This window comes from Janthinobacterium sp. GW458P (assembly GCF_002127585.1).
In the GTDB taxonomy this organism is placed as follows: domain Bacteria; phylum Pseudomonadota; class Gammaproteobacteria; order Burkholderiales; family Burkholderiaceae_D; genus Janthinobacterium.
Map to the genome: position 1 here is coordinate 18,725 of NZ_NEGZ01000053.1, position 22,413 is coordinate 41,137.

The window sequence follows — 22,413 nt, forward strand, 5'->3', positions numbered from 1 at the left end:
TGATCTTGATCATGGGCTGCATGCTGGCCGGCCCGGTCTTCGCTGAAGCGATATTGACGCCGGCCCAGGTGCAGGCCGCCTACCGCAGTTCGGAAGCGCAGTTGCTCGACCGTGGCGGCGCGCCCCTGCAATCGTTGCGCGTGGACATGAAAGTGCGGCGCTTGCCGTGGGTGCCGCTGGCCGATATTTCACCGGCCGTGCAGCAGGCCGTGCTGCTGGCGGAAGACCAGCGCTTCATGCGCCATGGCGGCGTGGATGTGTCCGCGCTGGCCACAGCCGCCTGGGACAATCTGTTTTCCAGGAAACCCCGGGGCGCCTCGACCATCACCATGCAGCTGGCGGGCCAGCTGGACGCGGATTTGCAGGCATCCTCGGGCGGACGCAGCCTGCGCCAGAAATGGGACCAGATGCGCGCCGCCCAAGCCATCGAGGACAGCTGGAGCAAGGCGCAGATTTTCGAGGCCTACCTGAACCTCGTGTCGTTCCGCGGCGAGCTGCAGGGCATCGCCTCCGCCTCCTACAGCCTGTTCGGCAAGGCGCCATCGGGCCTGAACCAGACGGACGGCATCATCCTGGCCAGCCTCGTGCGCGCGCCGAATGCGCCGCCGGCCGCCGTCACGCGGCGCGCCTGCGCGCTGGCAAAAGAATGGCGCATGGACAGCAGCTGCCAGCTGATCGGCCAGCGCGTGCAGACGGCCCTGCAGCGCACGGCCCTGTACGCGGACCTGGCCCCCGCGCCGCAGGTGGCGCAGCAGCTGCTGAAACAGCCGGGCGCCCAGGTCGCCAGCACGCTCGACGGTGCCCTGCAGCGCTTCGCGCAGGAAAACCTGCGCCAGCAGCTGGGCTCTTTGCGCGAGCGCAATGTCAACGACGGCGCCATCATCGTGTTGGATAACCGCAGCGGCGAGATCCTCGCCTATGTCGGCAATGCGGGCGGCAGCCACGTCGATGGCGTGACGGCCCTGCGCCAGGCCGGTTCCACCTTGAAACCGTTTTTATATGAACTGGCCATCGAGCGCCGCCTGATGACGGCCGCCTCCGTCATGGACGACTCGCCGCTGGACGTCGCCACGGCGTCGGGCATGTATGCGCCGCAAAACTACGACCGCAATTTCAAGGGCTACGTCAGCGCCCGCACCAGCCTGGCCAGTTCGCTCAACATTCCCGCCGTGCGCACGGTGCTGCTGACGGGGCAGGACGGTTTTTATAACCGCCTGAAGGACGTGGGCCTGTCCAGCCTGACGGAGCCGGCCGAATACTACGGTCCCTCGCTGGCCCTGGGCTCGTCGGAAGTGACCCTGCTGGAACTGGCCAACGCCTACCGCGCGCTGGCCAATGGCGGGCTGTACAGCACTGCCAGCCTGCAGCCGGGGCAGGCGGGCAAGGACAGGCGCCGCGTGATGGAGGCGGGCGCCGCCTTCATCGTTGGCGATATCCTGGCCGACCGCGCCGCGCGCAGCATGACCTTTGGCTTGCGCAACGAGCTGGGGACGAATTTCTGGAGCGCCGTCAAGACGGGCACGAGCAAGGACATGCGCGACAACTGGTGCATGGGCTACTCGGCGCGCTACACGGTGGGCGTGTGGGTGGGCAATTTCGACGGCAAGCCCATGTGGGACGTGTCGGGCGTGACGGGCGCCGCGCCCGTGTGGCGCGACGTGATGGACTACCTGCACAAGAACGTGCCCAGCCAAGCGCCGAAAGCGCCGCCCGGCGTGCTGCAGCAAATGGTGGCGTACCAGCCCGCGCTGGAAGCGCCGCGCCGCGAATGGTTTATGTCCGGCACGGAAAGCCCCGTCATCGCCGTGCTGGGCGACACCGTCAAGCCGCCCGCCATCGTGTATCCGGCCGAGGACAGCATCCTCGCCATCGACCCCGACATCCCGCCCGCGCTGCAGCGCGTGTTCTTCCAGGCGCAGGGCAGCCGCGATTTGCGCTGGGTGCTCGACGGCAAGGACCTGGGCGGCGCGGCGGAGAGCATCAGCTGGCGCCCCGTGCCCGGCAGGCACGCGCTGGCCCTCGTCGATGACGCGGGCAAGACGGTGGCGCGGGTGGCGTTCCAGGTGCGGGGGAATGCGCTGGCGCAGCTGAACTAGGCGGTGTGGCTTGTTCCCTTGGGCAACCCAGGCCTGCCAAAAAGTGTTTACGGCGCGCTGATGATCTTCGTCAGCGCAATGCGGTACGCGGGCTGCACGTCGCCATCCTGGTCAATCTTGTCCGTCATGATCACGCCGAAACCTTGCGCGTACCACACGTATTCGCCGCTTTTGCCACGGCTCTTGCCACCGACGTCATGCAGTTCGAACTTGCAGGCGTCGGGGAAGCGGCGCCCGCCCAGTTCCAGGCGCTCCCAGCCCAGGAAGGTGATCGAGAAATCGCGCTTGTCCGTGCGCGTGGAGGTGGTGATCTTGTCGGACAGGCCCGCCAGCGGGTAGTGGGTGCTCGTTTGCGTGTCCGTGAACTGCACGCGCACTTCCTGGCCAGGGCGCATTTTGGCGGGGATGGCGGACTGCGGCGCGTAGACGTTCTTGCTGCGCACGGTGCCGTCTTCGTTGTAATGGACCGTGCCCGTCAGGAATACCTGGCCGTCGCGGATGTCCTGGTAGGACGTGGCCAGCAAGACGCCGCCGTCGAGGATCAGCTGGATACCCTTGAGTTTCTTGCCTTCGAAGACTTCCTCGACGTTCACTTGCGCGTCGCCATTGTTCTTGCTGAACTTGACGCCCGTCGTCAATTCCATGCACTCGCCCACCGTCGGCGCCGCCTGTACGCCCGCGGCCGCCAATACGCCTGCCGCCACCAACACTTGCCATGCTGCTTTCATTGTCATCCCGGCTATCTTGTAAAGGCGTGATGATAGCGTGCCTTGGAGCAATGTGGCGCAGCGCTGATCCTATTTCGCAGGGGCGACGGGGATGCTCGGCACAGCGGGTGTGGACGCTGGTGGCGCCGTCGGCTTGCCGCGCCGCGTGCGCTTGTCCGTGCGCGTCCTGGCGGGCTTGGCGTCGTGGATCAGCCTGCCTTTGTTGTCGAGCTTGTCGGACTGGTCCGATTGCTGGCCTGGATCGTTGGCATTATTGGTGTGGTTGCCCGTCTGGTTCACATTCGTCGTCGACTGGGCTTGGACCCAGGCGCCGCCGACGGTCATCAGGGTGGCGGCCAGCAAGAGAGCGGCGGTTTTCATGACGGTGTCCTGTGCAGAAGTGAGGTTGAGCTTGCATTCTCACACACGATACCGCCCGCACGGGTAGGACGCCGCCGCATGGCCGTGTCGGCCATTTGCTTCAGATCAACGGAATTGCTCCGTCGAGATGTCAAAGCGCTTGAGCTTGTCGTACAGGGTTTTCTTCGGGATATTCAGGCTGGCGGCCGCATCGATGACGTTGCCATTGTGGCGGCGCAAGGCTTCCTCGATGATGGAAATTTCGAAGGTGTCGACCTGCTCGGCCAAGGATGCCTCGCGGCAGCCGGCCGGACTGAGCGTGTCGTCGAGCAGGCCCAGCACGAAGCGGTCGGCCACGTTGTGCAGCTCGCGCACATTGCCGGCCCAGCGCTGCGCCATCAGGGACGCGATCAGTTCGCCGCTGACGAGGGCGGCCGGCTGGCCGTAGCGCAGCGCCGCCTGCAGCACGAAAAATTCGAACAGCAGGGGGATATCCTCGCGCCGGTTGCGCAGCGCGGGCAGCGTGAGGCTGGCCACGTTCAGGCGGTAATACAGGTCGGGCCGGAATTTTCCTTGTTCGGCCAGCACATTGAGGTCTTCCTTGGCGGCGGCGATCACGCGGAAATTGACGGATATCAATTTGTTGGAACCGAGCCGCTCGACTTGCCGCTCCTGCAGCACGCGCAGCAGTTTCACCTGCAGGGCCAGCGGCATGCTTTCGATTTCGTCGAGGAACAGCGTGCCGCCGTTCGCGTACTCGATCTTGCCGATGCGCTGGCGCTGCGCGCCCGTAAACGCGCCTTCCTCGTGGCCGAACAGTTCCGATTCGAAGATCGATTCGGGCAGGGCGCCGCAATTGATGGCCACGAAAGGGTGGTCGCGCCGCTCGCTGAAGTCGTGCAGGCAGCGGGCGATGAGTTCCTTGCCGGTGCCCGTTTCGCCGAGGATGATGATGTCGGCCGACTTCGGCGCCAGGTTCAGCACCAGCTGGCGCACCTTGGCCATGGCGGCGCTGCGGCCCACGATGCGCGCCTCGATGCCAACCCGCTGTTCGAGCTGGCGGCGCAAGTTCATGTTTTCCAGCACCAGGTGGCGTTTATCCAGGGCGCGGCGGCACACTTCCACCAGCAGGTCGGCGGAAAACGGTTTTTCGATGAAATCGTAGGCGCCGCGGCGCATGGCGCCCACGGCCATCGACACGTCGCCATGGCCCGTGACGAGGATGACGGGCAGGCTGGCGTCCTGTGCCACGGCGATATCGAGCAGTTTCAAGCCGTCCATGCCGGGCAGCTTGATATCGCTCAATAAAATGCCGGCAAATTCGGGCACCAGGTAGGGCAGCGCTTCCTCGGCCGTGGCGACGGCCGTCACTTGCAGGCCCGCCAGTTCCAGCGATTGCCGCGCGCCCTTGCGCACGACGGCATCGTCTTCCACCAGCAGCACTTGCATGCCTTCAAAATTATTCTCGTGCATCAGATATTTCCTTCGTCTCTATCCCCCGGGTCGCAGCTCAGGGTGATGGTAAATTGTGCGCCGCCCCCTTCCTGCGCGCTGCGGTTGCGCACGGCCAGCGCGCTGCCGGCCGCGCGCAGGATGCCGGCGCTGATCGACAATCCCAGGCCCAGCCCGTGTTCCTTGGTGGTATAGAAGGGGTCGAAGATCTTGTCGAGCGAGGCCAGGGGGATGCCGGGGCCATTATCGGTGATATGGATGACGGCGAGGGTGGCTTCGCGGCGTATCTGGAACCAGATCTGCACGGGTTCGCCTTCCGGCACGGCATCCATGGCATTCGTGATCAGGTTGGTAAACACCTGTTCCAGGCCGATGGCGTTGCACAGCACGATGATGTCGTCCTCGGGCCAGCTTTCATGCAGGATCAGGCGCTGCGAACCCTTGCGCGTGCGGATCTGCAGCATGGTCTGCGCAAATGCCTGGCGCACGCTGACGGGCTTGCGGGCGTCGTCGCTGCGCCGCGCAAAGCCTTTCAATTGCGATGTCACGTAGCCGAGGCGCTTGACGAGGTCGGAAATCGTGGACAGATTGTCGAGCGCATCGTCGATCCGGCCGCGCGCCAAAAACACCTTGGCGTTGTCGGAAAACGTCTGCAGGGCGGCCAGCGGCTGGTTCAGCTCGTGCGTGACGCCGGCCGCCATCTGGCCGATGGCGGCCAGCTTGCCGCTTTGCACCAGTTCCGCCTGGGCATAGCGCAGGGTCTGCTCAGCCCGCTCGCGCTCGGCCACCTCGGCCTGCAGGCGGCCATTCGCGTGGACCAGGTCGGCCGTGCGTTGCTCGACCTTGATTTCCAGCTGTTCATAGGCGCGCGCCAGCGTTTGCTGGGCGTTGAGCTTGTCGGCGATGCGGCGCCGGCGCTGGCGCGCATACATCAGGGCCAGCAGCAGCAAGGCCCAGCCCAGCGCCGCGGCGATGGCCGCGTTGCGCGCCGCCTCTTCCACCTGGTCGAGTTCGGCCAGCACCGTGATCTGCCATTGCAGGGGCCCCAAGGCGCGGTTCACGGCCAGATAGTCCACCTTGTCGGCGCTGCCGGACAGGGCCGGCGCATCGCCAGCCTGCGGGCGCTCCAGGGTCATCACGCTGGCGCCGTCGGCGAACTGGCGCCGCACCTTGTGCGGCAGGATGGGCAGATTTTCCTGCAGGAACTGGCGTTGTGCGCTGATGTCGCTCTTCGCTTCCGCCGACAGCGGGGCCAGGGTCTTGAACTTGAAGGCGGGCGTGGTGGCCAGGATGATCACGCCATTCGCATCCTTGACCCAGATCTGCTCGCCCGCGCCCGGCGTGCGCCACGATTGCTCGATCCAGTCCAGGTTGACCTTGGCGGCGACGACGCCGAGGATGCGGCCATCGCGCTGCACGGGCTGGGAAATGAAATAGCCGGCCTCGAAGGTGGAAAAGCCGATGCCGTAGAAGCGGCCGATGCCGCCCGCGATGGAATTCTTGAAATACGGGCGGAAGCCGTAGTTGACGCCCACGTAGGAGCTGCGGTCCTGCCAGTTGCTCGACGCCAGGGTCGTGCCCTTGTCGTCGAGCACGTAGACGGCAAAGGCGCCCGCGCGGCGGTTCATGTCGACCAGGTAGGCATTGATCTGCGTCACCCTGCCGGCGCTGGGCTGCTCCAGCAGTTGCGCCACGGCATCGCTCTGGGCCACGGCCAGGGGCAGGAATTCGTATTTGTTCAGGGCGCCGCCGATGGACGCCGCGTACAGTTCCGCGCGCGAATCGAGGGTGCGGTGCAATTCATCGAGCTGGCGCTGCTTGACCCAGGCATACGAGGCCCACGTCAGCACGACCAGCGAGCCCACAGCCAGCAGGGGGGCAAGCAGCTGTCTCAGGGGCCATTTGCCGAATGCCATGGTGCTCCGTCTATTTGGTTAAGCTTGCGTGTGCCGCAAAGAAGGAATTGTAGTGTACGGTGGGATTCACCCGAATGGGCGAATCCTGATTTACGACTGACATGCAAAGTTGCAGTGTCTGACAAAACCGAAGCTGAAACCCGCAAGTCGAGGACTGGGGGCGGACCTTAAGGCCCGACCCCGGCACTTGCTTTCTGGTTTGGCCGCACGACGACTAATCTGCCGTACTTGCCATGGTCTCGGCATTGTGATGACGCTGCTGCTCTTCCATCACCATCTCGCCCAGCATGCGCTTGAGGCGGTTGAACTCGGGGTCGCTCGGGTCGCGCGGGCGGGGCAGTTCGATGGCCACGTCGCGCTTGATGGTGCCGGGACGGTAGGTCATGACGATGGTGCGGTCGGCCAGGTAGATCGATTCTTCGATCGAGTGCGTGACGAACACGATGGTGGTGCCGAAGACTTTCCAGATTTTCAGCAATTCATCCTGCAAGTTGCGCCGCGTCAAGGCGTCCAGCGCGCCGAATGGCTCGTCCATCAGCATAATCGGTGAATCGAGGGCCAGCACGCGGGCGATCGCCACGCGCTGGCGCATGCCGCCGGACAAGTCTTTCGGGTAGCGGGTACGGAATTCCGTCAAGCCCAGCATGCTCAGCAGCATGTCGACCCTTTCCTTGATTTCGGCCGGCGTCTTGCCGGCGATTTCCAGGCCGAAAGCGATATTGCTCTCGATGGTCATCCAGGGGAATAGCGCGTATTCCTGGAACACCATGCCGCGGTCCGGACCGGGGTCGGTGATCAGCTTGCCGCCGGCCAGGATCTGGCCCGACGTCGGCTGCGAAAAGCCGGCGATGGCGTTGAGCAGGGTCGACTTGCCGCAGCCGGACGGCCCCAGCAGGCAGATGAACTCGCCGCTGGCGATTTCCAGGTTGATGTCCTTCAGGGCGATGACGTCGGCGCCGCCCGTGGTGAAGATTTTATTGACTGCTTTGATGCTGATGGTGGTCATGGCCGTTCCTCTCAGTGTTCCAGGCCGCGGTGCCACTGCAGCAGATGATTATTCAGGGCATTCATGGCGATATCGATGGCCAGGCCGAACAGGCCGATGGTAAACATGCCGGCGATAATCTTGTCAGACCAAAAATACTCGCGCGCTTCGAGGATGCGGAAACCGAGGCCGCTGTTGACGGCAATCATCTCCGCCACGATCACGACGATGAAGGCCGTGCCCATGCCGATGCGCGCGCCGGCCAGGATGTAGGGCGTGGCGGCCGGCAGGATGACGCGGCGGAACATGGTCATCTGGCTGGCGCCCAGGTTGCGCGCGGCGCGGATATAAATGCCGTCGACCTGGCGCACGCCGGCGATGGTATTCATCAGTACGGGGAAGAAGGAACCGATGCTGATCAGGAAGAAGGCGGGCGGGTTGCCCAGGCCGAACCACAGGATGGCCAGCGGAATGTAGGCGATGGGCGGAATCGGGCGCAGCACCTGCACCAGCGGGTCGAACAGTTTATAGACGGTCTTGTTGGTGCCCATCAGCAAGCCCAGCGGCAAGGCCAGGCCGGCGCCGATGGCAAAGCCGCCCAGCACGCGCGACAGGCTGGCCCAGGCGTCGTGCGGCAGCTCGCCGGAGAACATCCACACCAAATAGTTGCCAGCTTCGGGCGTGTAGGCTTGCATGGGGATCAGGTATTCATACCATTTCACCAGCACGGCCACGGGCGAAGGCAGGATTTGCGGATTGATCCAGCCAAACGTGGACAGCGCTTGCCAAAGAAGCAATGCGGCTGCGGGCACGGCGGCGCCGTGCGCGAAGCGTTTCATCATTTGTATATTCATCGTAATACTTTCAGATTAGCGAGGTGCGTAGGACTTCTTGGCTTTTTCCAGCAGGTCCAGCTTGACCCAGTCCTTGGCGGCAGGCGGTTTGGCCATGCGGCCCACGCCGAACTTCACCATGTAGTCGGTGGTCAGCTGCACGTGGTTCTGGGTGATGTCTTCCGTGAAGATGGCGTTGTCGATGGCGTCGCGGTAATCCTCGCTCGTGATCTGGTTCTTGAACATCGATTCGCGCACGTATTTTTCCGCCAGTTTCGGGTCGGCCAGGAAGGCGCGGGTGGCGGCGACGAAGCAATCCATGAAGCGCTGGGCCACGGCCGGCTTTTCCTTGTACATCTTTTCCGTCATCACGAGGGCGCGCACGGGCTCGCCCAGCGGTGTGTCATAGGGCTTGAGGATGGCCGAACCGTATTTCTTGTGGATCGCCTGGGTCGAGTACGGCTCGGACTGGCTCATGGCGTCGATGTCGCGGGTCAAGAGCGCCTGGTTCAGGTCCGGGTAGCCCATGTACAGGATCTGCACGTCCTTGCCCGGCTTGTCCGACCAGGTCAGCTTGGCCTTCGACAATTCGGCAAACAGCAGGATTTCCTGCGGACCGCCGCGCGTGACGCCGACCTTCTTGCCTTTCAGGTCGGCGATGCCCTTGATGTTCAGGTCGGGACGGCCGACGATCTGCACGCCGCCCTTGGCGAAACCGCCCACCAGGTAGACGGGCAAGCCCGTGGCGCGGCCCGTGATGGCCGCTTCCAGCGCGCTGGCCGACACGTCGACTTCGCCGGCGATCATGGCCGGCACGATGTCGAGGCCCTTGGCGAAGATGCGCTCTTCGATCTTCAGGTCGTATTTCGGCGCGATTTCCTTCATGTAGGCGACGGCGCCGTAATGGGCGAATTTCAGGTTGCCCAGGCGAACGGTATCGGCCGCGTGGACGGCCAGCGGGAATTGCGCGGCCAGCGCGACGGCGACGGCCAGGGCCTTGGTGTTGAGGAAGGACGCGATGCGGAAGGTGCTTGCCATGCTGTTGTCTCCAAAAAAGGTAGATGGTTTTATATGGTGGGTCAGGCTGCCGCTCTGGCGGCGGCTATGAAAATATAAAAGCATCTTCCGTGCCAGTGGAGCGCATTTTATCGTTTATGGCAAGTGATTGTTTATAAAGGTTTAATTTGAATCTATTGAAAAGCGGAAATACTGACATTCCGCTTTTCCGCACGCCGGCGGTAAATGGCGTGCGGATTACCGCACTGGCGCCGGGGCGGGAGGGGCCGGTGCTGGCGGCGCGGGCAGGCAGTTTTGGCGCGCGCGGATGAACCTAAATGGCGCGGCCGACTCCAATCGTAAAAAAACGCGTTGCAAACCGGCTGGCAACGCGTAACTCCCCCGTGGAGTAGGGACGGCGCCGCGCGGGCGCCTGATCAATGGCCGACCGGCGGCCTTATTTCGGCGCCGTGGCCGGCGGCAACGCCGGCGCGGTGGCCGGGTCCGTCAGCGGCGCGGGCGGCGTCACGTGGCCAGGACCGGCTTCCGGCATGGCCGGGGCGGGCATGACTTGCGGGGCGGACGCGGGATTGGGCGCCGTTTCAGGCAGCGGCGGTTCGGCGGGTTTTTTACAGGCGGACAAGGTGAGCAGGGCCGCGGCGGCCAGCAGGGAAGGCAGGTTCATGACGGTTCCTTTGCAGAGTATCAAGATTATCACGATGCGGGCGGCGCCGGCGGATGCGCTTGCGCCATGCGCGAAGCTTAAATTTATTGCAAGAATGCTGGCGCTTCTGTTCGCCACTTCACCTTGGGGACAGATTTACATGTACCAGAGAAATAATTCACCAAGGAAATATTTTTCACTTTCTTGTTCCTAATGTTCGTTAACGCACAGACTGAGGGGGCACACGATGGCATTCTGTGGTCAGACGCCCAGGATTTGTGGCTTTCTGGCATAAAAATTGCCAAGAACTTAACAATCCGGGCTACCGGCAATCGTTAAAAAGGAGTATTCAAATGCATGCAATGACTCAGTCTCACGTGAAGAGCGAATTAAAGGCAGCGCACCAGGAACTTCGTAGCCCCGAAAAAGGCTCGCAAATGGTCGAACGAGTAGCACCCATTCCCCCGGAACGCATGAATCCCATTTCCATGGCCCCGATCGAGCGCGTGCGTTCGACGTCGGCCACCCTGCGCCGCATCGAAAACATGCAAAAGCTGATCGGCGAACTGTCGCTGCACGAGATGCTGGCTGATGAAATCGCCTGGTTCCTCAAGTTTTCGCCGTCGGGCGCCCGCAAATACATCCGCGACCTGCGCGAAGCGGGCGTGATCGAACTGGCACGCTATATCGAAGGCACGGCCACCTATCTGGGCAAGGCAGTGTACCAGCTGACGCCGGACCCTGAGCGCGTGCGCGCCTTCCTGGCCGCCATCGTCCAGCCGAAACGCGAAGGCGCGCCGCCGCGCAAGGACCGTCCCGGCCTGCGCGAGCAAAGCATGGCAGGCAGCGGCCGCCACTTCCACATCCTGGCCGACGACACGCATTACGCCATCCGCGTCAACCGCGGTCCCGTGACGCGCGATCCGCTGGTGGCCGCCCTGTTCGGTGCGCCGCAGCAAAAATCTGCAGAATAACGCCTGACCAAACCTCGCGCGGCGTGCGGCCTGCGATGCTCACCGTACTGGAGTACGGTTGCGCTTCTTGGCCACAACTCATCGCCGCTCGCTACGGTTTTGACAGGCGTTGTAACGTTGTAATGAAAGAATGAAAGCCGGGTTGCGACCCGGCTTTTGGCGTTCGAGCCAGCCCTTTGATCTTGGCGGATTGAAAAGATGTTAATCAACCCCATGTGGGCTGGACTGCCGCCGCGCGACGCGCGGCTTCACCTGAAGGAGCTTGTCCTTGCCTGCCTACGCCGCCGTATTATTTTCCTGCTACGTTATCCTGCATCGGGCCGCCGCATGAACCCGCTGCTGTGGATCGCCCTCGTCACGGCCGCCATCGCCCTGTCACTGTGGCTGCCCCGCTGGCGCTTGAAGCGGGCGCTGGCCAGGCCCTTGCCGCCCGCAGGGCTGGCCGTGCTGGAACAGAATATTCCCGTCTACCGCCACATGCCGGCGCCCCTGCAGCAGCAATTGCGCCGTCTCGTCGTGCAATTCCTGTACCAGAAGAAATTCGTCGGCTGCGGCGGCCTGGAGATCACGGACGAGATGCGCTACACCATCGCCGGCCAGGCGTGTTTGCTGCTGCTCAATCGCCAGACCCAGGTGTATCCCGAGCTCGACACCATCCTCGTGTATCCCACGGAATTCATTGTCACGCGCGATGAAGTGGGGCCGGGCGGCGTCGTCACGCCATCGGCCAACGGTTTATTGGGCGAATCCTGGGGCGATGGCCGCGTCGTGCTGGCCTGGGACCACGTGCAGCGCGGCGCGGCCGACTGGAGCGACGGCCACAATGTGGTGCTGCATGAATTCGCCCACCAGCTCGACAGCGAATCGGGCGCCGCGAATGGCGCGCCCTACCTGCCCACGGTGTCGAGCTACCGCAGCTGGGCTACCGTGCTGTCGCGCGACTTCGACAACCTGCGCCACGACGCCATGTATCGGCAGCAAAGCGTGATGGACCACTACGGCGCCACCAATCCCGCCGAATTCTTCGCCGTGGCCACGGAAACCTTCTTTGAAAAGCCGTACCAGATGGCCGAGCACCACGCGGAACTGTACGAGGAGTTTCTCAAGTACTACAAGGTCGACCCGCGCGACTGGATGGCGCCGCCCGTGGAGCCGGAGCACATGGTCTCGCCGTTTCCCAGCTACGCGCCGCACTGCTAGGCGGGGACTTACATGATTTACTCATAAGCAAGGCTGAAAAGATTCCTTTTTGGAAATAAGGACGCTGCGGTCTAATGGCGGCATTCGTAATCCACCAGAGGAATCCCATGCAGACCCGTCTTCATTTCGCCGCGCTTCTTTTCACTTCCATCGCCTTCACCCAGGTAGCGCAAGCGGACCAGCTGGCCGCCGTCAAGGCGAAGGGCGAGCTGGTCTGCGGCACCCTGGGCACGGACGAGCCGAACAGTTTCATCGACGCCCGGTCGCGCCAGCTGGTCGGCTATGAAGTGGACCTGTGCCGCGCCATCGCCCAGGGCCTGGGCGTCAAGCCGGTGATCAGGCAGCTGGCCGTGGCCGCCCGCATTCCCGAATTGCAGCAGGGCCGCGTCGACATCCTGACGGCGTCCTTGACGCACAACAAGGAACGCGAGGCGCTCGTCGACTTCTCGCTGTCCACGTTTTACACGGGCCAGCGCGTGCTGGTCAAGAAAAGCAGCAACATCACCAGCATCGCGGGACTGGCCGGGAAAAAAGTGTTGACCGTCAAGGGCGGCACGCAGGAACCGAATCTCCGCAAGGCCGTACCCGGCGTGGACGTGGTGACGTTCGAGACGGCGGGCCAGGCGTATTTGGGCTTGCAGCAGGGCAAGGGGGTCGGCTATGTCGACGATGAAGTGTCCCTGCTCAACAACTACGCCAAGCTGGGCGCCGCGCAAAAAGACTATATTGTGCTGCCGCAAAACATCAGCCAGGAAGTGTTTGCCTTCGGCATCCGCAAGGGCGAGAAGGGCGTGAAAACGGCCGTCGACCAGGTGCTGCGCGGGCTGGAAAAATCGGGCGAAGCGGAAAGACTGTTCTTCAAATGGTATGGCCCGACGAGCAACGTGAAATTTCAAAAACGGAACTTCAAGATTGAATCGGACAAGATCGACGCCTGAACCTTGCCTGACGCTTCCGCATGTTTGATCTGCACTTTTTGCTGTCCGGCGATTACCGCGACTGGCTCGCCGCCGGCCTGCTGCTGTCCTTGCAACTGATGGGCATCACCTTGCTCCTGTCCCTGCCGCTGGCCTGCGGCGTGGCCATGCTGCGGCTGGCCCCGTCGCGCCTGCTCAATGGGCTGGGCATGGCGTATGTCGAGCAGATCCGCAACGTACCGTTGCTGGCGCACTTCCTGTTCTGGTATTTCGGCGCGCCCGAACTGCTGCCCGATGCGTGGAAGGAGCGCTTGTACGCCGGCAATATCGAAGCCGTCAGCGCCGTCACGGCCCTGACCCTGTACACGGCCGCCTACATGGCCGAAGACATCCGCAGCGGCATCCGCGCCATTCCCGCCCAGCAATTCGAGGCGGGCCGGGCGCTGGGCTTGAGTTTTCTCGCCACCATGCGCCTGTGCATCGTGCCGCAGGCGCTGCGGCTGGCGGCGCCGCCGCTGCTGTCGCAAACCCTGACCCTGTGGCAAAACACCAGCATCGCCACCGTCATCGGCGTGGCCGAGCTGATGTACCAGACGCAGCGCGTGGAAGCGGCCTCGTTCCGCAGCGTGGAGGCCTTCGTCTTCGCCAGCGCGGCCTACCTGGCCGTCTCGCTGATGCTGTCCGGCCTGGCGGCCTTGCTGCAAAGGAAGGTGGCCTGATGCTGGAACTGATCCACGACTACTGGCTGTATTTCCTCGTCGGACGCTATCCCGAGGGGCCGCTGGGCGGCCTGGCGCTGACGCTCGTGCTGGCCAGCCTGGCGCTGGTGCTGAGCCTGCCCGTGGGTCTGCTGCTGGGCCTGGCCCGCATCAGCCCGTGGCGCGCCCTGCGCTGGCCCGTGACGGTGCTGATCCATGTGGTGCGCGGCATTCCTTTGTTGCTCGTCATCTTCTGGGCGTATTTCTTCCTGCCCAGCATCACCGGGCATGAAAGCGGGCAGTTCGGCACCATGCTGGCCGCCCTCGTCCTCTTCGACGGCATGTATCTGGCGGAAATCGTGCGCGCCGGCGTGCAAGCCGTGCCCCGCGGACAGGTGGAGGCGGCCCGCTCGCTGGGCCTCACTTACCTGGACAGCCTGCGCGCGGTGGTGCTGCCGCAGGCGCTGCGCCACATGCTGCCCTCGCTGGTGAACCAGTTCGTCTCGACCATCAAGGAAACCTCGCTCGGCACCATCATCGGCCTGGCCGAAGTGTCGTTCATCGCTTCGCAAGTGAACGGCCTCGTGCTGACCAAGCCCGTGCAAGTGTATTTCCTGCTGGGCATGACGTATTTTGTTTTATGTTTCAGCCTGTCGCGCGCCGCCTTCTGGCTCGAGCGGCGCCAGGCGCGTCTCCTGAAAGCGGCAGCATGATTACCTTTGACAACGTCAACAAATACTATGGCGAGTATCACGCCTTGCGCGAGATCAATGAACACGTGGCCAGGGGCGAGGTGCTGGTCGTGTGCGGCCCGTCCGGCTCCGGCAAGTCGACCCTGATCCGCACCATCAACCGCCTGGAGCCGATCGCTTCAGGCCGCATCGCGGTGGCCGGCCAGGATATCCACGCGCCGGGTCTGGACGTGAATGCCTTGCGCTCGCATATCGGCTTTGTCTTCCAGCAATTCAACCTGTTTCCCCATTTGTCCGTGCTGGCTAATTGCACGCTGGCGCCGCAGCGCTTGCGCGGCCTGGGCCGCAAGGAAGCCGAGGCGCGCGCACTGGTTCTGCTGGAAAGGGTGGGCCTGGCGCACAAGGCCGGCGCCAGGCCGGCGGACCTGTCCGGCGGCCAGCAGCAGCGCGTGGCGATTGCCCGCGCGCTGGCCATGCAGCCGCCGCTGATGCTGTTCGATGAACCGACGAGCGCGCTGGACCCGGAAATGGTGGGCGAGGTGCTGCAGGTGATGCGCGACCTGGCGCGTGACGGCATGACCATGGTGTGCGTGACGCACGAGATGGGTTTTGCGCGCGAGGTGGCGGACCGCGTCTGGTTCATGGACCACGGGCAAGTGCTGGAGCGGGCCACGCCGGACGAGTTTTTTGCGCGTCCGCAACATGCGCGCGCGCGGCAATTCCTGGCCGATATCCGCAGCCCGCTGGGCCTTCCCGCCTGACGATTGCGCGGCTGTGTGCGCAAGCGAACGGTATTTCGCCGGCGTCCGGCGCACGCTATCGTGACAAGTGGCGCGCGGTGCGCCAGCAGCCGACCAGGAGGACAGCATCATGTCACGCATCATTGCAGGTCATTTTCAGTTGCAGGAACAGGTCGACGCCGCGCGCGCCGCCCTGAACCAGGCGGGCTTTCCCGATAGCCGCATCAGCGCCTTCTTTGTCAACCAGCCGGGCCAGCACGATCTGCATGCGCTCGGCGGCGACCGCGACGTGTCGCCCGGCGCCAGGGAGACGCCCGTGGGCGTGGTGGAGGGCGTGGCGGTCGGGGCCGCCGTCGGCGCGGGCATCGGCGCGGCCACCGCGCTGGCCACGGGGCCGCTCGGTCCCGTCGTCGGCGCGCTGGTGGGCGCGCATGTGGGCTCGCTCTACAGTTTCAACAAGATGAAGGAAGCGGGCGAGCCGGAAGGCCATGGCGACGGGAATGGCGAAAACCGCCGCCAGCCCCGGCATCCGGGCATGCTGATCGCCGTGGCGCTGGGCGGCCTCGACGAGCGCGAACGGGCGCTCGAGGCGCTGCACCGGCTGGGCGCCGAGCATATCGAGGAAGCGGAAGGCACGATCGTCAATGGCGACTGGCATGATTTCGACCCGCTCAGCATCCCCGTGCTGGTGGCCTGATGTGGCGGCGATGTCGTCAGCCTTGGCATAAATGCCGCGCAGCACGAAATTTAGGTATTATTCTTGTTAGTATTGGTAGTGATTGCTAAAACAATGCCGACAGGGATAGTTTCCGTGCGCCCGCAGTGAGATGGACCCAGGTGACTGCCCGCAGTACTTGCCTCGCATGCTAACGAGTATGGATAGGAGGGCGCGTCATGACACAGGCATGGTTCATTCTGACACGGGCCGACGGGCGCGATATCTGCGCGCCCTCGCCGGCACAGCTGGCTGATGCGCTGGCTGAGGTGTACCGCAGCCCCGTCGTCACGCCGGACGGCGGTCCGGCCGCCGTCGTGTTGCGTTTTGGTTACGATGACGGCCTGATGTATCAGGTCGAGGTCGCTAGCGGAGGCGAAGTCACTTTCGAGGAATGGTCGGACCGCGATTGCGAAATCGCCCTGGCCAGCCCGCGCCACATGTCCGCCCTGCCACAGGACGCCGCGCTGCAGCTGTGGCAGTGGCTGGCGCAGCGCCAGGTGGCGAAGATCCGCAGCCAGCCCTGGCAGGGCGGCTAGCCTTGCCGTCTTTCCCACTGCCTAGTGCGCCATCAGCACGGGAATCGTCATGCTCTGCAGAATCGTGCGCGTGACGCCGCCCAGGATAGTTTCGCGCAGGCGCGAATGGCCATACGCCCCCATCACCAGCAAATCGGCCGACAGGTCGGCCGCCTGCGACAGCAGCGCTTCGCCGATGTCGCCGCGCCGCACGCCGCCGCCATCGAGCAGGTGCACGCGCGCCGCCACGCCGTGGCGCGCCAGGTAGTGCAGCAGTTCCGCGCCCGGCTGTTCACCGTGCTCGGCCGCATGCACCTGGGCGTCAAAGATGGCGACGTGGACTTGCCCGGCGCGCTGCAGCAGCGGCAGGGCGGCGCTCACGGCGCGGCTCGCTTCCTTGCTGGCATTCCATGAAATGAGCACATTGCGCGCGGCCGCCGGCGGCGCCAGCAGGGGCAGCGGCGGCGCATACGGCACGATCAGCACGGGGCGGCCCGAGTGCAGCAGCACATAGGCGGGAAAATCGCGCATCACGGACGGCGATTTATCCTTGGCATTGTATTGGCTGATGACCACCAGGTCCGCATAGCGGGCCAGCACGCTGATGCCGCCCGCCGCCTCGTCGTCGACGACGCGCTGCTCGAACGAGGCGACGCCGGCCGCGCGCACCTGTTGCTCGAAACCGGCGAGGGAGCGCGTGGCCCGTTCGCGCAGGAAATTGAGGTGCAGCGCCAGGTTCGGATCGGCATCGAGGTCGGGCTGGTTCTGGTACAGCAGCCGCGACACGCCCGTCAGGGCCACGCCCGTCAGGTGGCCGCCGCAAGCCTGGGCGATGCTGGCGGCCGCTTCGATGCGGGCGGCGCGTCCCGCGCTGTCGTCGATGTGGAGCAATACGGTTTTATACGTCATGGCCTGGCCTCTCGCTATGCAGTAAGACCCATTCTGGCACAGTCCGGGGCGCCGGCCGCGCACGACTGCGGCCGGCGCCTGCTGCGTCAGTTCATGGCGATGATGATGTCGGCGTCACAGTTGCGGTAATGAATCACGATGACGATGATGCGCCGCAATTGCGCCGCCCTTTGCGCCACCTCCAGCATGGCGCGGTCGGCGCGGTTCTTCATGGTCACCTGCACTTGCGAGGCATCGCTGACGGGGATGCCCATGGCTTTCAGCGCCGCTTTCGGGTTGGCCATCAGGGCCAGCGCATGCTGTGGATCGAGTTCCGCCTGATGCAGCGATTCCACGTCGCTCATGCCGGGATTGATCTCGTTGAACAAGTCCCTCAATGCTTCCGTATCGTCCTGGATTTCCATCGCGTTCTCCTTTGAATCATGCCATCAGGTAAGGATTAGCTGCCTTGCCCGCCGAGCTGCCATCACCTCCTTGAAAAGTATGATTTTGATAATTTTTATCGTATGGACACAGCGCAGACGAACGCGTGCATATGCAGGCTCAGCCTTTGATCTGGCGCAATGCCGTCGCTAAAAGCGCCACCTACACTTGATCCCACGCAGAACAACCACAACAAGAGGGGAGACGGCAATGAAGGAACAGAAGGTGGCGCTGGTGACGGGCGGCATGGGCGGGCTGGGCACGGCCCTGTGCCGGCGTTTGCACGATGCGGGGCTGATCGTCGTGGCCGCGCATACGCCGGGCAATCCGCGCGTGCAGCAGTGGCTCGACGGGCAGCGCGAGCAGCATTACCATTTCCAGGCGCTGGCCGTCGACGTGGCCGATTTCGCCGCGTGCAGCGAGGCCGTCGGCAAGGTGCTGGCGCAGTTCGGTCACGTCGACGTGCTGGTCAACAACGCCGGCATCACGCGCGACCAGAGCATGCGCAAGATGGAGCTGCCGCACTGGTCCGAGGTCATGCGCACCAATCTCGACAGCCTGTTCAACATGAGCAAGCAGGTGCTCGAACCGATGCTGCAACAGCGCTGGGGCCGCATCATCAATATCTCGTCCGTGAACGGCCAGAAGGGTGCGTTTGGCCAGTGCAACTACGCGGCCGCCAAGGCGGGCGTGCATGGCTTCAGCAAGGCGCTGGCGCTGGAAGTGGCGCGCCACGGCATCACCGTCAACACGGTCTCGCCCGGCTACCTGCGCACGCAGATGGTGACGGCCGTGCCGGCCGATATCCTGGAAACGAAGATCCTGCCGCAAATCCCCATGGGCCGCCTGGGCGAGCCGGACGAGGTGGCGGCGCTGGTGGCTTACCTGGCGTCCGACGAGGCGGCGTTCGTGACGGGTGCGAACATTGCCATCAATGGCGGCCAGCACATGAGTTAAGCAAGCTGAGTCAGGCAAGCGCGCAGCTTGCGGCAGAGCAATGGCAGTAGAGGAGACCCGTCCACCCAGCCGGCGCGCACGATGCTGGCGGGGGACGATAACAGGCAGCAAGGCTGGAAAGCAGGGGGCAGGGCAGCGATGCCTTGCCCTTTGTCATGGCGTGACGGCGCGGACGGCTGCGTGGCCGCGCCGCTTGCCGGCCTAGCGCTGCGCCTTTTCCAGCCGCGTCTGGCAATCGATGCACAGCCGCGCTTCGGGGCGGGCGTTCAGGCGCGACAGGCCGATGGCTTCGCCGCAGTTGTCGCACAGGCCGTAGCTGCCGTCGGCAAACTTGGCCAGCGCATGCTTGATGATGGCCAGCTGCGCCAGGTTGTGCTCGGCCGCTTCGCTGACGAGGGCGTTCAAGGTGCGCACGCTGGCGTTGTCGGCCGGCGAGGCTTCGATTTCATTGAGCAGCGAGGCGCGCGCATCCGCTTCGGCCGCTTCGCTGTCGATCTGTTCCTGCAGCGCCTGCTTGCGCTGCTCCAGCTCGCCGCGCAGGCGCTGCAGCTGGTCTTGCGGCAATCCGTTCATGGCTGTCCCCGATAGGCGTCTCTCCTCTATGGTAGTCCAGTATGGGCGGTTCTGCTTGCGCTACTGCCTGCGCCGCGTTTGACGCGGCGCAGGCAGGCAAGGGCCGTTCTATGCTGGTTCTTTCAGGCAGTTGACCATCCAGGCAACGCCGAACTGGTCTTTCAGCATGCCGAAGCGCTTGGCCCAGAACGTTTCGGCCAGCGGCATCTGGATGTTGCCGTCACGCGCCAGCGCGTCGAACGCCCGTTCCGCCTCTTCCGGCGTATCCACGGTCAGGCAGACCGAGCAGCCGCTCATGCCCCTGGCGCCATCCTCGCTGCAGCCGCCGTCCGAGCCCATCAGCATGGTGGGACCCAGTTGCACGGAACCGTGCATGATCTTGTCGTACCAGTCTTCCTTGACTTGCTCCTGGCCTGGCGAGCCCCGGTACGGCATCAGGCACAGGTCCGTGCCATGCAGGTGCTGGCGGTAGTATTCCATCGCTTGCGCGCAATTGCCATTGAATTGCAAATACGGTTCGATACGCATATTGGCCTCCTCTGGTCGTCCCGCAGGCGTGATTGCCATGCGGGGACGTCCCAGTATAGGCGCTCGCCGGCCGATTTCAATCAGTCCTGCGCCATCTCTTGCAGCCGCTCACGCACCTTGCCCACGCTGGCGAGGATACGCTCGGGGCTGCCTGCCAGCACGGAGCTGCCCAGGTGCAATAAACTCGTGGCCAGGCTGATCCACTGGCGCACGTCGTCGTTGCGGGCGATGCTCAGGCGCACCGTGTCGAGCAGGCCGCTGAGCTGGCGCTGCGCCGTGTCCAGGCCCACTACCGTATGCCCGGCGGCATCGGCATACAGCTGGTTGGCTTGCTGGCGCAGGGCCACTTCCAGCGCGAAGACGGCGTGCGCCTGGCTCAGGCTGATGCCGTTTTCTCCCTGGCTGGCGCGCTTGCGGATGGCGCGCATGACGGCGCCATGCAGGGTGACGGCCGCCTGCGACAGGCTGTCGGCCAGTTGCTCCACGCGCATGGCGCTGCTCAGGGCCGCTTCGCGGCGTTCGCTGCCTGGTGATCCGTCCATCTTGCCTCCGTGGCTGCGGCGGCCAGGCGCGCATGCTCGCGCGCCAGGTCCGCCAGGTGCTGGCGCGTCAAGGTATGGCGCAGGCCGGCCAGCCGGTATTCTTCACTCTTGCTTTGCTGCATGCTTTTCGCCAGCACGGCCAGCAGGCGCTGCTGCGGCGTGTCCGCATATGCAATTTCCACCTCGAGCAGGCCGAGCACCACGTCGCGTTCGTTGTCGCCGCTCTTGTCGTACAGCGCCAGCAGGCTGTCGAGCGCGGCCAGCAGGGTTTGCAGGGGCGCGTCGCCGTCGTGCAGCACCTGCGCCAGCTGCGCCTGCTGGCTGGCCGCCCCGGCCAGCCGGGCCAGCTGCTGCAGCAGCACGGTGTAGGCGCTGACATGGCGGTCGTCGATGCCGCTGCCGGGCCAGGCGCGGATGGCCGCGCCGGCGCCGGCCAGTTCGGGCTGCACGTCGTAGGCCTCGGCCTGCGCCAGGCGTCCCAGCGCCTGCAGGTACAGGCGCACGGCCTGCGCCACGCGGGCTACGTCGGCCTGGGCGGCGCGCCGCTGCGCATCGAGCGCGCGCTCGCGCGCATCTTCGGCGGGCGACAGGTAGGGACGCGTGCGCTGGTAGCTGTCCACGTGGCGCTGCGACAGCTCGCTGAAGGCGTTCAGGGCCGTGCCGCCGGCGGCCAGGGCGCGCACTTGCGCCAGGTCCGTGCGCGGGCTGGCGCAGGCGCACAGCAGCACGGCCAGGCAGAGGCACAGGGCACGGCGATGGCGGGCGGGCAGGGCGGACACGGCACCTCTCGACAGGAAATTCTGTATGGAAAGGTATTGTGCTGCCGGCCGGCGCGGCCCGCCTTGTGCGGGCGCAAGCGGGCGGCGATCAGGGCCGTAAAAATGCGGCGTCTAGCCCGTCGTCAACTGCTCGCGCCAGCCCAGTCCCGCGACGGTGTCGCTGCCGGGCCGGTATTCGCAGCCGACCCAGCCCGCGTAGCCGACCTGGTCCAGCAGCCTGAACAGGTGGCGGTAGTTGATCTCGCCCGTGCCCGGTTCATGGCGACCCGGCGTGTCGGCGATCTGGATATGGCGGATCAGGGACAGCAGGGTGCGGATGGTGTTGCTCAGTTCACCTTCCATGCGCTGCATATGATAAATATCATATTGCAGGAAGACATTGCCGCGCTGGCAATCGGCGATGATATCGGCCGCCTGCTGGCTATGGTTCAGAAAGTAACCGGGCATGTCGTAGCGGTTGATCGGCTCGATCAGCACGTTGATGCCGTGCGGACGGCAGGCGTCGGCCGCATATTGCAGGTTGCCGATCAGGCTTTGCCGCGCCCGCTCCAGGCTCATGCCGGCCGGCACGATGCCCGACATGCAGTGCAGCTGCTTCGCGCCCAGCGCCAGCGCGTAGTTGAGCGCCAGCTGCACGCTGGCGCGGAATTCCTCGCCCCGGCGCGGATCGCAGGCGATGCCCCGCTCGCCGTGCTCCCAGTCGCCGGGCGGCAGGTTGAACACGGCCAGCTGCAGATGGTGGCGTTCCAGCCGCATGGCGATCTGCCGCGCCTCGACGGCATACGGAAACAGGAACTCGACGGCATCGAAACCGGCCTCCCTGGCGGCGGCAAAGCGGTCCAGGAAGGGCAGTTCGGTAAACATCATGCTGAGGTTGGCAGCGAAGTTCGGCATGGCGGCACGCAGGTGAGGAAGATGGACACTATCCTAGCCCAAATTGCCAATCAGTGGCGTGCATGAAAAAACCGTTCCAGAAGCAAGTCCTGGAACGGTTTTGTCGTGACACTTTCAATACATGGCTGAAAACCGTAGCGAGCGGGAGTGATATCGGTTCGAGTAGCACAGCCGTACTAAAGTACGGCGCGCAACGGAGAATCGATAGCGCCCCGCGCAGTAGGTTTGCAGCCGTGTATTAGCGGCCGCGGCCGCCGGAGCGGTGGTTGGCCGCCGAACGCGGCGCATTGCCGGAACGGTTGCCGCCGCCACCGCCGCCCGACGGGCCGGCTCTGCGTGGCTTGG

Annotated in this window: 25 protein-coding genes; 10 read left to right on the top strand and 15 right to left on the bottom strand. The window is 64.5% G+C overall.

Features of this window, described 5'->3' with window-relative positions:
- Positions 1-11 precede the first annotated feature (11 nt).
- Positions 12-2,096, top strand: a complete 2,085-nt coding sequence (gene pbpC / locus CBW50_RS22815) for a penicillin-binding protein 1C (protein WP_086147688.1) — start codon at positions 12-14, stop codon at positions 2,094-2,096.
- Positions 2,097-2,143: 47 nt separating this feature from the next.
- Here the strand turns inward: pbpC and CBW50_RS22820 are convergent, their stop codons facing one another.
- The 8 genes from CBW50_RS22820 to CBW50_RS22855 all read right to left on the bottom strand — a co-directional run bounded on the left by CBW50_RS22820 (position 2,144) and on the right by CBW50_RS22855 (position 10,030).
- Complete coding sequence (locus CBW50_RS22820) at positions 2,144-2,830, bottom strand: hypothetical protein (protein WP_143450697.1); 687 nt, start codon at positions 2,828-2,830, stop codon at positions 2,144-2,146.
- Positions 2,831-2,893: 63 nt separating this feature from the next.
- Complete coding sequence (locus CBW50_RS22825) at positions 2,894-3,184, bottom strand: hypothetical protein (RefSeq protein WP_086147666.1); 291 nt, start codon at positions 3,182-3,184, stop codon at positions 2,894-2,896.
- A 105-nt stretch (positions 3,185-3,289) separates the two neighbouring features.
- Positions 3,290-4,636 carry a sigma-54 dependent transcriptional regulator gene (locus CBW50_RS22830; protein WP_034758888.1) on the bottom strand — a complete coding sequence of 449 codons (1,347 nt, stop codon included), beginning with the start codon at positions 4,634-4,636 and terminating at the stop codon, positions 3,290-3,292.
- On the bottom strand, positions 4,636-6,531 hold the full coding sequence (locus CBW50_RS22835; RefSeq protein ID WP_086147667.1) for an ATP-binding protein: 1,896 nt from the start codon (positions 6,529-6,531) through the stop codon (positions 4,636-4,638). Before CBW50_RS22835 ends, CBW50_RS22830 begins: the two co-directional genes overlap by 1 nt.
- A 214-nt stretch (positions 6,532-6,745) precedes the next feature.
- The gene (locus tag CBW50_RS22840; protein WP_076570415.1) at positions 6,746-7,537 is read right to left on the bottom strand and encodes an ABC transporter ATP-binding protein; all 792 of its coding nucleotides are present in this window, start codon (positions 7,535-7,537) and stop codon (positions 6,746-6,748) included.
- 11 nt (positions 7,538-7,548) lie between these two features.
- Positions 7,549-8,370 (bottom strand): ABC transporter permease, encoded by an 822-nt coding sequence (locus CBW50_RS22845; protein ID WP_086147668.1) that lies wholly within the window; start codon positions 8,368-8,370, stop codon positions 7,549-7,551.
- Between the two features lie 15 nt (positions 8,371-8,385).
- Entirely contained in the window at positions 8,386-9,387 is a 1,002-nt protein-coding gene (locus tag CBW50_RS22850) for an ABC transporter substrate-binding protein (protein ID WP_086147669.1), read from the bottom strand.
- 415 nt (positions 9,388-9,802) lie between these two features.
- On the bottom strand, positions 9,803-10,030 hold the full coding sequence (locus CBW50_RS22855) for a hypothetical protein (protein ID WP_086147670.1): 228 nt from the start codon (positions 10,028-10,030) through the stop codon (positions 9,803-9,805).
- A 452-nt stretch (positions 10,031-10,482) separates the two neighbouring features.
- Between CBW50_RS22855 and CBW50_RS22860 the strand changes: the two genes are divergently transcribed.
- The 8 genes from CBW50_RS22860 (at position 10,483) to CBW50_RS22895 (ending at position 16,484) form a co-directional block, all read left to right on the top strand.
- Positions 10,483-10,983, top strand: a complete 501-nt coding sequence (locus CBW50_RS22860; RefSeq protein WP_223278908.1) for a winged helix-turn-helix domain-containing protein — start codon at positions 10,483-10,485, stop codon at positions 10,981-10,983.
- Between the two features lie 327 nt (positions 10,984-11,310).
- Positions 11,311-12,183, top strand: a complete 873-nt coding sequence (locus CBW50_RS22865; protein ID WP_086147672.1) for a zinc-dependent peptidase — start codon at positions 11,311-11,313, stop codon at positions 12,181-12,183.
- A gap of 107 nt (positions 12,184-12,290) precedes the next feature.
- Complete coding sequence (locus CBW50_RS22870; protein WP_086147673.1) at positions 12,291-13,121, top strand: transporter substrate-binding domain-containing protein; 831 nt, start codon at positions 12,291-12,293, stop codon at positions 13,119-13,121.
- Between the two features lie 20 nt (positions 13,122-13,141).
- Positions 13,142-13,819 carry an amino acid ABC transporter permease gene (locus tag CBW50_RS22875; protein ID WP_086147674.1) on the top strand — a complete coding sequence of 226 codons (678 nt, stop codon included), beginning with the start codon at positions 13,142-13,144 and terminating at the stop codon, positions 13,817-13,819.
- Positions 13,819-14,511: an amino acid ABC transporter permease gene (locus CBW50_RS22880; protein ID WP_086147675.1), complete on the top strand. Its 693-nt coding sequence runs from the start codon at positions 13,819-13,821 to the stop codon at positions 14,509-14,511. The genes CBW50_RS22875 and CBW50_RS22880 overlap by 1 nt, the downstream gene beginning before the upstream one ends.
- Entirely contained in the window at positions 14,508-15,251 is a 744-nt protein-coding gene (locus tag CBW50_RS22885) for an amino acid ABC transporter ATP-binding protein (RefSeq protein ID WP_086147676.1), read from the top strand. Before CBW50_RS22880 ends, CBW50_RS22885 begins: the two co-directional genes overlap by 4 nt.
- A gap of 109 nt (positions 15,252-15,360) precedes the next feature.
- Complete coding sequence (locus CBW50_RS22890) at positions 15,361-15,927, top strand: glycine zipper domain-containing protein (RefSeq protein ID WP_086147677.1); 567 nt, start codon at positions 15,361-15,363, stop codon at positions 15,925-15,927.
- A gap of 197 nt (positions 15,928-16,124) precedes the next feature.
- Entirely contained in the window at positions 16,125-16,484 is a 360-nt protein-coding gene (locus CBW50_RS22895; protein WP_086147678.1) for a hypothetical protein, read from the top strand.
- A gap of 21 nt (positions 16,485-16,505) precedes the next feature.
- Here the strand turns inward: CBW50_RS22895 and CBW50_RS22900 are convergent, their stop codons facing one another.
- Both CBW50_RS22900 and CBW50_RS22905 read right to left on the bottom strand, forming a co-directional pair.
- Complete coding sequence (locus CBW50_RS22900; RefSeq protein WP_086147679.1) at positions 16,506-17,372, bottom strand: universal stress protein; 867 nt, start codon at positions 17,370-17,372, stop codon at positions 16,506-16,508.
- A gap of 86 nt (positions 17,373-17,458) precedes the next feature.
- Positions 17,459-17,776, bottom strand: a complete 318-nt coding sequence (locus CBW50_RS22905; RefSeq protein ID WP_086147680.1) for a hypothetical protein — start codon at positions 17,774-17,776, stop codon at positions 17,459-17,461.
- Between the two features lie 229 nt (positions 17,777-18,005).
- Between CBW50_RS22905 and phbB the strand changes: the two genes are divergently transcribed.
- The gene (phbB, locus tag CBW50_RS22910; protein WP_086147681.1) at positions 18,006-18,752 is read left to right on the top strand and encodes an acetoacetyl-CoA reductase; all 747 of its coding nucleotides are present in this window, start codon (positions 18,006-18,008) and stop codon (positions 18,750-18,752) included.
- 201 nt (positions 18,753-18,953) lie between these two features.
- On the opposite strand, the gene CBW50_RS22915 is transcribed toward phbB, so the two are convergent.
- The 5 genes from CBW50_RS22915 to otnI form a co-directional block, all read right to left on the bottom strand.
- Positions 18,954-19,325 carry a TraR/DksA family transcriptional regulator gene (locus tag CBW50_RS22915; protein WP_086147682.1) on the bottom strand — a complete coding sequence of 124 codons (372 nt, stop codon included), beginning with the start codon at positions 19,323-19,325 and terminating at the stop codon, positions 18,954-18,956.
- A gap of 108 nt (positions 19,326-19,433) precedes the next feature.
- A complete protein-coding gene (locus CBW50_RS22920) occupies positions 19,434-19,853 on the bottom strand; it encodes a VOC family protein (RefSeq protein ID WP_086147683.1) in 420 nt (139 codons plus the stop codon).
- Positions 19,854-19,933: 80 nt separating this feature from the next.
- Positions 19,934-20,395, bottom strand: coding sequence for a hypothetical protein (locus tag CBW50_RS22925; protein ID WP_086147684.1), 462 nt, complete (start codon positions 20,393-20,395; stop codon positions 19,934-19,936).
- Positions 20,353-21,174 (bottom strand): hypothetical protein, encoded by an 822-nt coding sequence (locus tag CBW50_RS22930; RefSeq protein ID WP_086147685.1) that lies wholly within the window; start codon positions 21,172-21,174, stop codon positions 20,353-20,355. The genes CBW50_RS22925 and CBW50_RS22930 overlap by 43 nt, the downstream gene beginning before the upstream one ends.
- A gap of 111 nt (positions 21,175-21,285) precedes the next feature.
- A complete protein-coding gene (otnI, locus tag CBW50_RS22935) occupies positions 21,286-22,068 on the bottom strand; it encodes a 2-oxo-tetronate isomerase (RefSeq protein ID WP_086147686.1) in 783 nt (260 codons plus the stop codon).
- Positions 22,069-22,413: the final 345 nt, after the last annotated feature.